The organism is Treponema sp. UBA753 (genome assembly GCF_002297325.1).
Taxonomy (GTDB): Bacteria; Spirochaetota; Spirochaetia; order Treponematales; family Treponemataceae; genus Treponema_D.
In genome coordinates this window covers 59,120-68,199 of record NZ_DBKJ01000076.1, presented here as the reverse complement: position 1 = coordinate 68,199, position 9,080 = coordinate 59,120, and the positions used below count along the sequence as shown (strand labels likewise).

The following is a 9,080-nucleotide window of genomic DNA, read 5'->3' as shown; positions in this document are numbered from 1 at the left end:
CTTTTGCAGGGAATTGAAGATGCAGGCTACGTGGATTGCACTCCTGTTCAGGAGCAGGTTTTAAAGTCTTCTTTGGAAGGAAGAGATTTGTATGTTCAGTCGCAGACAGGAACTGGAAAAACTGCGGCGTATTTAACAAGCGTTATTCAGGAGCTTTTGACACGCGGAGAGGCGGCAGGAAAAAAAGCTTTGATTATGGTTCCTACAAGGGAGCTTGCTGTTCAAGTTCAGGAAGAAGCTCAAAAACTTGCAAAGTTCACTTCTCTAAAATGCGCTAGTTTCTACGGCGGCGTTGGATATGACAAGCAGGTTGCGTCCTTAAAAAAAGGTGTGGACATTATGATTGGAACTCCGGGACGTGTAATTGACTTAAACCATGGAAATCAAATGGATTTGAGTTCTGTTGCTTTTCTTGTGATTGACGAAGCCGACAGAATGTTTGACATGGGATTTTATCCGGATTTAAGAACACTTATAAAAGTTTTGCCTTCAAGCGAGCAGCGGCAGACAATGCTTTTTAGCGCGACCTTAAATTCCTATGTAAAAAATCTCGCTTGGGAATATACCCGCAATCCGGCAGAAATTACAATTGCTGCGGAAAATATAACTGTTGACGAAATTGCCCAGGAGCTTTTTCATGTTTCAAGCGATGACAAAATGAAACTTTTGCTTGGAATTATTTCGCGTGAAAAGCCTGAAAGCCTGATTGTTTTCTGCAATACAAAAAAAAGCTGCGAGATTGTTGCAAAGCGTCTTAGAATGAACGGATTTGAAAGCGAGTTTATAATCGGAGACCTTCCGCAGAAAAAACGCCTTGCCATAATGGATAAATTTAAAGCCGGAGCTATAAAATGTCTCGTTGCTACAGATGTTGCCGCCCGTGGAATTGATGTAAACGACCTTGCGATGGTTATAAACTACGACTTGCCGAATGAGGCTGAAAACTACGTGCATCGCATTGGAAGAACTGCACGTGCCGGAAAATCAGGAAAGGCATTTACATTTTGCAGTGAGCAGGACGTTTATTCCTTACCGCCGATTGAGCGTTATATTGAAAAGCCCATTCCTAGCTGTGTCGCAGATGAATCCATGTTTGTTCAAGACAAAAGCGCCGGTGTATATATAAAACTTGACAGTTATCACGAAGATTACAATGACAAAAGCGAATTTGGACGCCGCCGTGCAGCTGAATACAATAGAAAAAATGGCAGTTCAGATAGAAGACGTTCTTCAAAAAAAGGAAGAGGCCGTTATTCTTCACGCAACGAAGAAGCTAAAAAAGAATACAAGCGCGACAGACGTGTTTATATTGATGAAGACAAGCTTGCCACAATGTCAACAGAAGAGCGCATGAAAGTTTATAAGGAAAAATACGCATCCCTTACTTCTTCGTCTTCAAATAAGCAAAAGTATTCTTCAAAAAAACAAAGCGTTGCAAAGAAAAATTCTTCAATGCAAAAAAATGCTTCGGGCAAAAAGAGTTATTCTTCAAAGCCTGCGGAATCTAAAAAATCGCCTCAAAAGAAAAGCGTATTAGCTAGAATAAAATCCTTCTTTGGAAAAAAATAAATCGGAGAAAAAAAATTGATTACAGTAACAGATGTAAGTCTAAAATTCAGTGAAAAACCTTTGTTCAAAGATGTGAACATAAAATTTATGAAAGGAAACTGCTACGGAATTATTGGTGCAAACGGAGCAGGCAAGTCAACTTTCTTGAAAATTCTTTCCGGTGAAATAGAGCATGACACGGGAACAATTACAATTACTCCCGGCGAACGTATGTCGGTTTTAAGCCAGGATCACTTTAAATATGACGGATATTCAGTAAAAGAAACTGTAAAGATGGGCTATCCGAAGCTTTATCAGTTGGAAAAGGACATCGATGCAATTTACGCAAAAGAAGATTTTTCTGATGAAGACGGAATGAAGGCTGCGGATATGCAGGCGGAATTTGGCGAGCTTGGAGGCTACGAGGCAGAAAATCAGATTGAGCAGATGCTTTCTGGTCTTGGTCTTGAAGAGGAATTCCACGACAGAATGATGAGCGAGCTGGACGAAAGCCAAAAGGTACGAGTGCTTCTTGCCCAGGCTCTTTTTGGAAATCCTGATTATCTTATTCTCGATGAGCCTACAAACGGTCTTGACCTTGAGTCCATTATTTGGCTTGAGGAATTTCTTTTGGAATTTGAGAACTGCGTTATTGTTGTTTCGCATGACCGCCACTTTTTGAATGCAGTCTGCACATTTACTTGCGATATTGACTACGGAAAAATTACTCAGTTTACCGGAAACTATGACTTCTGGTATCAGATGAGCCAGATTCTTCAAAAGCAGGCAAAAGATCAGCAGAAAAAACGCGAAGACAAAATGGCAGACCTTAAGCAGTTTATACAGCGGTTTGCAAGCAATGTTTCAAAGTCAGGACAGGCTTCGAGCCGCAAGAAAATGCTTGAAAAAATGGAGCTTGAAGATATTCCTGTTACGAGCCGAAAATTCCCTTATGTTGGATTTCAGCCTGAACGCGAGATTGGAAATTTTGTTCTTACCGCTGAAAAATTGAATTCAAAGGACGACGATGGAAATGTTCTGCTCAATGACTTTAGCATTACAATTCATCCTGGCGAAAAAGTTGCTTTTGTCGGAATGGAACATAACTCAATAACTTCATTTTTTGATATTGTTTCAGAAACAAAAAAGCCTGACAGCGGAACATATAGCTGGGGACAGACTACAAGCCACAGCTACATGGGTCGCGACAATTCATCTTATTTTAACAATGAGCTTACAATAACTGACTGGCTCAAGCAGTATTCTCCTGATCAGGATGATGCTTATGTCCGCGGATTTTTGGGACGCATGCTTTTTTCCGGTGATGATGGGCTTAAAAAAGTAAAGGTTCTTTCTGGAGGCGAAAAAGTGCGCTGTATGCTTTCAAAAATGATGCTTAGCGGCGCAAATGTTTTGATTCTTGACGATCCTACAAACCATCTTGATCTTGAGTCAATTGAAAGCTTAAACGAAGGCCTTGTGAAGTTTCCTGGCGTTGTAATGTTCTCAAGCCATGACCACGAATTTATTTCGACAATTGCAAACAGAATTATCGAAATCACTCCTAAAGGAATAATTGACCGCATGATGAATTTTGATGATTATCTCAAGGACGATCAGGTTAAGCAGCTTAGAAAAGAATATTATGCAGGCTTGAATAAAAAAATTAGAATCTAATATTTCATAAAGCTGACATTTTATCCAGAATCCGTGCATTGTTTTGTTTGCATTGCGCGGATTTTTTTTGCAGTTAACTAAAATTCAATCCAGTCGCCGTCTGTTGTTAAGTACCAGTCCGCAAGAAGAATCTGCGAGCTTGGATTGTACCAGGAAATGCTTCCGTTGTAGTTAAGAACAGCGACTCTGTCTTTTGATGCGGCAGCTTTTAGCGGCATAGAAGCGGAGCGGCGGAAAACAGTTGTTTTTCCTGCTGAAATGTTGTATGAGCGCACTTGATTTTTGCCTATGTTTGTGAACACAAAAGGATATTCAAGTTCTGTAAATGCAGTAGCGTCTTCTGCCTGCAATGTGAACAGCGAATTCTGGATTCCAGACTTTGGATAGAAAGAAAATACAAGTGTTTTTGATGTGCCGTTTATAGAGTCAATTGAAATTCCGTATACAGGAGAATTTTCCTTGTTTTCATCATAGCTTAAGGAAAAAGCAACATCTCCATTGAATTTGAGAGGAACGGTTTCTTTTGTCTGGGTGTTTACAGAAACGAATGCGGAATCTCCTTTTCCTGTGGAAGTTTTTGCCACGACAACAAGATTTTCATTTACAAGAACCGCATCTTGAACCGAAGTTCCTGTGTATACAGTTGAATTTGCTCCTGTTTCCATGTCATAGATTGCGACTATGGAAGTTCCCAGAATATAGACAATTTTGTTTTTGAATACTCTTAAGTTTCTAAGCTGAGCAGATGGCGTGAACAAAGTTTTTGTATTTTCACTTCCGTCCAAAGATATCTGCTGAACTGGACGCTGTGTGTTTTTTGACCACAAAATGAGAGAATCACTGTGCTTTAAAATATTTGTATGCGAAAAACTAGAGCCCAGTCTATACATGGCTTTTGTGTCGTAAGAAGTTTTAAATATTGCGTTTTGCGTCAAAAGATAGAAAATGCTTTCATCGGAATCAATATCGTAGATTTTCTGGTACATATTTTCTGTGATTGAAAAAATGCTGTAAAGTTCTGATTCTGGAATATCTGTCATGGAATAGAGCGCGCCATTTTGTGTTCCTAGCATTACTGTCTCTGCATTTTTTGCGGCGCAGGTAAATTTGTCGCGGCTTTTTAGCCCTGTAAAATTCTTAATGATAAGAGGTGAGGCTGCTGATTTTCCTGTAAAAAGTTTTTTCAATGATTCTTGGTCTACAAGCTGCAACGAAAAATTTTTTCCGCCGTCAGCTATAAAGTAAAGCCCCTGCTTGTCTTCATGGCTGGATTTTGAAGCGAAAATGAGTGGCGAATTTGCCTGGTACTGAGCAAGTGTCTTTCCTGAAGTTGCATCAATTATAAATATTGTATTATTTTTTTCTCCTGCAATAAATCTATTTTTGAAATTTCCTGTGCCAAAAAGTGTAAGCTGATTCAATGAACTTGGCGCGGAAAATTTCGCCTTGACTTTCATTCCAATCAAATCATAATAATAGAGAGTTCCGGACTTTGAGTACATAACGGCAGTTTTTTCTGAATCGCCTGTGAGAATAAGCGGCACAATTCCTGAAACATCAGCCGCTTTTTTTATTACAGTTCCGGTTCTTGCATTTAAAACAAAAGTTCCGTTTACTGCCGTTGTTCCCGCAAAAAGATATTTTCCCTTTGCTGAAAACGAAACTGAAACTATTGAATTTGCGAATTTCTTGGAAAACTTTTTTGTGTAAGTCTTTGAATCTATTACAGTCAGCCTGTGATTTGAAATTCCATCTGTTTCGTAAACTGCGATGTCCCCATAAACTGAATTTTTTGCCACAAGCCGCACTTGCAAGTCGGAAACTTGGTAGTGTTCTCCCATTCCGTCCGAAGTCCATTTTATAATAAATCCGTCATTTCCCACTGAATAAAATGAATCGTCAGAAGAAGATTCTGTTTCCGAAGAGAGCAGGGCGTTGACTTTTCCTTCATGCGACTGAGTTGAAGCTATTGTCTGCGAATAAAGGCTGAAAGATAAAAATAGCAGAACGATATTTATGAATTTTTTCATGTAAAACCTCTATTTTTTTAGAAAATAAATTATGTCGCCTGTCATGGCAAATATAAAAAGGAGAGCTATAAAAAATATTCCGACAAACTGAATGTAATACAAAACTTTTGGATTCATTTTCTTGCGTGCCAAAAATTCGATTAGCGCAAAAAGAATAAGTCCGCCGTCCAGAACTGGAATAGGAAGCAGGTTCGTTAAAAAAAGTGAAATGCTTATAAGCGCAAGAAATTCCAGCGTGGAAACTACACCTTCTTTAAATCCTGCCGCAAATCCATGTTTTACAGTTGTACCCAAAATCGAAGTGATTCTTACCGGTCCTGAAACTGCATTTGTAAGATTTACGCCTTTAAATAGAATTCTTATGCTTTTTCCAGTCAATGCGATAATTTTTGCGCTTTGTGTGAATCCTTCTTTGCATGCGCCGAAAAATCCGTGCCTTGGATATTCGTGTTCAACAATTGATTCCGGGTCTGAAACAATTCCAAGTTTTCCAGCTCCAGTTTCTTTGTCCAGTTCCGTTTTCACATCAAAGAAAAAGATTTTGCCTTCGCGCTCAACTTCAATTTTTATATTTTCATCTGGATGAGTTGAAATAAATGCTGCGATTTCGCTGAAGTCATTTACCGCTGTTCCGTTTAAACTTAAAATTTTGTCTCCGCTTTTCATTCCGACATCGTGGGCTGGGGAAGAAAGTTCCGGATAAATTTCGTCTGCCATGGAAACTTTTGTGCCTGCGCTGTAGTATGTATAGCCGATAATGGCAATTGTAAAAAATGCAAAAAATCCGAACAAAAAATTTGCAAACGGACCTGCAAATGCTATTGCGAGTCTTTTTAAAGGATGAATACCGTATAATGAATCCTTTTCGCCTTGAATTTCCTTGAGATTTTTTTCCATTGCTTCTTGGAAATCCTTTTCGCCTTTCATTGCGCAGTATCCGCCCAAAGGAATAAGGGAAATTCTGTAGTCAGTTTCTTTCCAAGTGCTATGAAGTAAAACCGGTCCCATTCCAATTGAAAAGGCTTCAACTTTTACTCCGAAAATTCTTGCGGCTACAAAATGCCCTAGTTCATGAAAAAATACAAGAAAACCTAGTCCTAGAATTCCCAAGACAAATGTCAACGGATTCCTCCTGACAGCAAAGCAAGCTGACGTTCTGCTTCAAGGCGGACTTTTTGGTCAATGCTGAAAATTTCTTCAATTGAAGCTGGCTGCGTGCTCCAGTCAAGCTCAAGAGTATTGATTACAATTTTTGCAATATCGGTAAAGCCACATTTTTTTTCAAGAAAAGCCTGAACTGCAATTTCGTTTGCGGCATTGAATGCGATTGTGTAGCCTGCGCCTTTTTTTGCACAGCTGAATGCTGTTTTTAAAAGCGGAAACGAGCCAAATCTTGGAGCGGAAAATGTCATTTCTTTGCAAGATGCAAGGTCAAATTTTTCAAGGTAATTTTCTGAAATTTTCGGCCAGACTAAAGCTCCGAATATTGGATGGCGCATATCGGGATTTGAAATCTGCGCGTACAACATTCCGTCCTTTGTTCTTACAAGTGAATGAATCAGGCTTTGCGGATGAACTACAACGCTCACTTTTTCAGGCGGAAAGTCAAAAAGTCTGCACGCTTCAATAACTTCAAGACCTTTGTTTGCAAGACTTGCGCTATCGATTGTGATTTTTGGTCCCATTGACCAAGTCGGATGTTTTAATGCATCTTCAATTGAAACTGTTTTTAGCTCTTCATCTGAAAGATTCTTGAACGGACCGCCGCTTGCAGTTATTATTATTTCGCTTATATTTTCCGAGCCGATTTTCTGCACCAAGTTGAATATTGCCGAATGCTCACTGTCTACGGGAATTATTTTTGCTCCATTTTTTTTTGCAATTTCCTTTACAAGATTCCACGCCATTACAACTGTTTCTTTGTTTGCAAGAGCCAAGTCAATTCCGTTTTCCAAAACAAGAACTGAAGGCTTGAGACCGGCAGCTCCAGCGATTCCATTTACTGCAATATCGGCTTTGCTTTCTTTTATGAGTTTTTTAAGACCTTCTATTCCATCTTTTGAAAAAACAGTTCCTTTGCAATTGAATTCGCAGCATAATTCTTTTACTTTTTCTTCATTTTTTCCAGCTGAAATTCCGCATACTTCAAAAGTGCCGCTCATTTTGCGTGCAATATCAAGAGTCTGGCTTCCGATTGATCCGGTACAGCCTAAAACAAGAATTCTTTTTTTCATCAGTTGAACGGTCCGAATAAAATTGAAACTAAAAGATAGAAAATAGGAGCGGAAACAACTATGGAATCAATGGAGTCCAAAATTCCTCCACGTCCAGGAATTATTTTGCCTGAATCTTTTATTCCAGATGAACGCTTGAATACAGATTCTGTTAAGTCGCCGACAATTGAGGAAAGTGCCATGCAAAGTCCTGTAAAGACAATCTTAAGAGGCGAGCCTGAAAAAATTTGCGGCCATAAATAATAGCCTAAAATTCCAGCTCCAACAGAACCAATGAATCCGCCTATGAATCCAATGCAGCTTTTGTTTGGGCTTGCTTTTACAATTCCCCGGTTGCTTTTTCCGAATAAAACACCCAAAAACCATGCTATGCTGTCGCACAAAAATACCATCAGGATAAATACGCAAACGACTGGAACAGTTATGTTTTTTCCGTTTAAAGTCCAAGTTGTCATTCTTGAAATAAATGTAAGCAAAAATCCTGTATAAGTTATTATGAAAATAGAGGAAGCGAGCCGCGCATTCGAATCTTCAAATTCTTTTTGGGAAAAAACTTCGACTGTAAATAAAATCAAAATTGTTACGATATACGCGAATGTTATAATTTCTTGCCCGGAATAAAAGTTGATTCCCAAAGATGGCAAAATGGCGTAAAGAGCCGCCACAAGTGGAATGAAGATGCTTTCAGCTATAATAAGTTTTTTATTCAGAAGCTTGTATTTTACAGAAAAAATATCATAAAGCTCAGATGCACCAAGCGCAGAAATCAAGCAGACCAAAATATGAAGCAAAATATGATTATAAAATGGCGCAACTATAAAGGCTATGACAATAGGAATTCCGATAAAAAAAATCAATAAACGGGAAGCAATTTTATTCATACTGGAACAGCTCCAAATCTTCTAGTTCTTTTTTGAAACTCTCCTATATCTTTGAAAAATTCTTCCTTATAATAATCAGGCCAAAGTGTGTCTGAAAAAAGCAATTCAGCATAAGCCGAGTGCCACATCAGAAAATTACTTAGTCTTTTTTCTCCGCCAGTTCTTATAAGCAAATCCACATCAGGAAGCTCTGGAACATCAAAACTTCTTGAAATAGATTCTTCTGAAATATCCAAGGCCGTTTTTCCTTCCGCAACAAGTTTTTTTACACCACGGATAATTTCGTCCCGTCCACCATAGTTTATTGCAAGACAAATTGTAAGCCCTGTAAGATTTTCTGTATCTTTTTCAATTTTATCAATGTCTTTTCTTACATTTTCCGGCAGTCTTGACTTGTCGCCGAGCATACGGACTCTAACGTTGTTGTATTTGCAGAAATCGAATTCCTTTAAAAGATAGGAATGTATAAGATTCATCAAAAATCCAACTTCCTGCTCTGTGCGTTTCCAGTTTTCTGTCGAAAAAACATAAAATGTAAGGAATTTCAAGCCGATGTCAGAAGATGCTTTTGCAATTTCCTTTGCTCTTTTTAAGCCTTCCGTGTGGCCATTAGTTCTGAGTAGATTCCGCTTTTTTGCCCAGCGACCATTGCCGTCCATAATTATTCCTACATGAACCGGCAATGCATCTTTGTTGAATAAATCAGACAT

Annotated in this window: 7 protein-coding genes; 2 read left to right on the top strand and 5 right to left on the bottom strand. The window is 38.8% G+C overall.

Going from position 1 to position 9,080, the window contains the following annotated elements:
• A partial coding sequence (locus tag B4C08_RS06745; protein WP_296664112.1) for a DEAD/DEAH box helicase occupies positions 1-1,569 on the top strand: 1,569 nt, incomplete at its 5' end.
• A 15-nt stretch (positions 1,570-1,584) separates the two neighbouring features.
• Positions 1,585-3,225, top strand: a complete 1,641-nt coding sequence (locus B4C08_RS06740; protein WP_296091560.1) for an ABC-F family ATP-binding cassette domain-containing protein — start codon at positions 1,585-1,587, stop codon at positions 3,223-3,225.
• A gap of 77 nt (positions 3,226-3,302) precedes the next feature.
• Here B4C08_RS06740 and B4C08_RS06735 read toward each other — a convergent pair whose 3' ends face one another.
• From B4C08_RS06735 to uppS, 5 genes are read right to left on the bottom strand one after another with little or no spacing between them, the layout of a single operon-like run.
• Complete coding sequence (locus B4C08_RS06735) at positions 3,303-5,255, bottom strand: YncE family protein (protein ID WP_296664111.1); 1,953 nt, start codon at positions 5,253-5,255, stop codon at positions 3,303-3,305.
• A gap of 9 nt (positions 5,256-5,264) precedes the next feature.
• Positions 5,265-6,377: a M50 family metallopeptidase gene (locus tag B4C08_RS06730; protein WP_296664110.1), complete on the bottom strand. Its 1,113-nt coding sequence runs from the start codon at positions 6,375-6,377 to the stop codon at positions 5,265-5,267.
• Positions 6,374-7,489, bottom strand: coding sequence for a 1-deoxy-D-xylulose-5-phosphate reductoisomerase (gene dxr / locus B4C08_RS06725; RefSeq protein WP_296664109.1), 1,116 nt, complete (start codon positions 7,487-7,489; stop codon positions 6,374-6,376). The genes B4C08_RS06730 and dxr overlap by 4 nt, the downstream gene beginning before the upstream one ends.
• Positions 7,489-8,370, bottom strand: coding sequence for a phosphatidate cytidylyltransferase (locus tag B4C08_RS06720; RefSeq protein ID WP_296664108.1), 882 nt, complete (start codon positions 8,368-8,370; stop codon positions 7,489-7,491). The genes dxr and B4C08_RS06720 overlap by 1 nt, the downstream gene beginning before the upstream one ends.
• Positions 8,367-9,080 (bottom strand): polyprenyl diphosphate synthase, encoded by a 714-nt coding sequence (gene uppS, locus B4C08_RS06715; protein WP_296664107.1) that lies wholly within the window; start codon positions 9,078-9,080, stop codon positions 8,367-8,369. Before uppS ends, B4C08_RS06720 begins: the two co-directional genes overlap by 4 nt.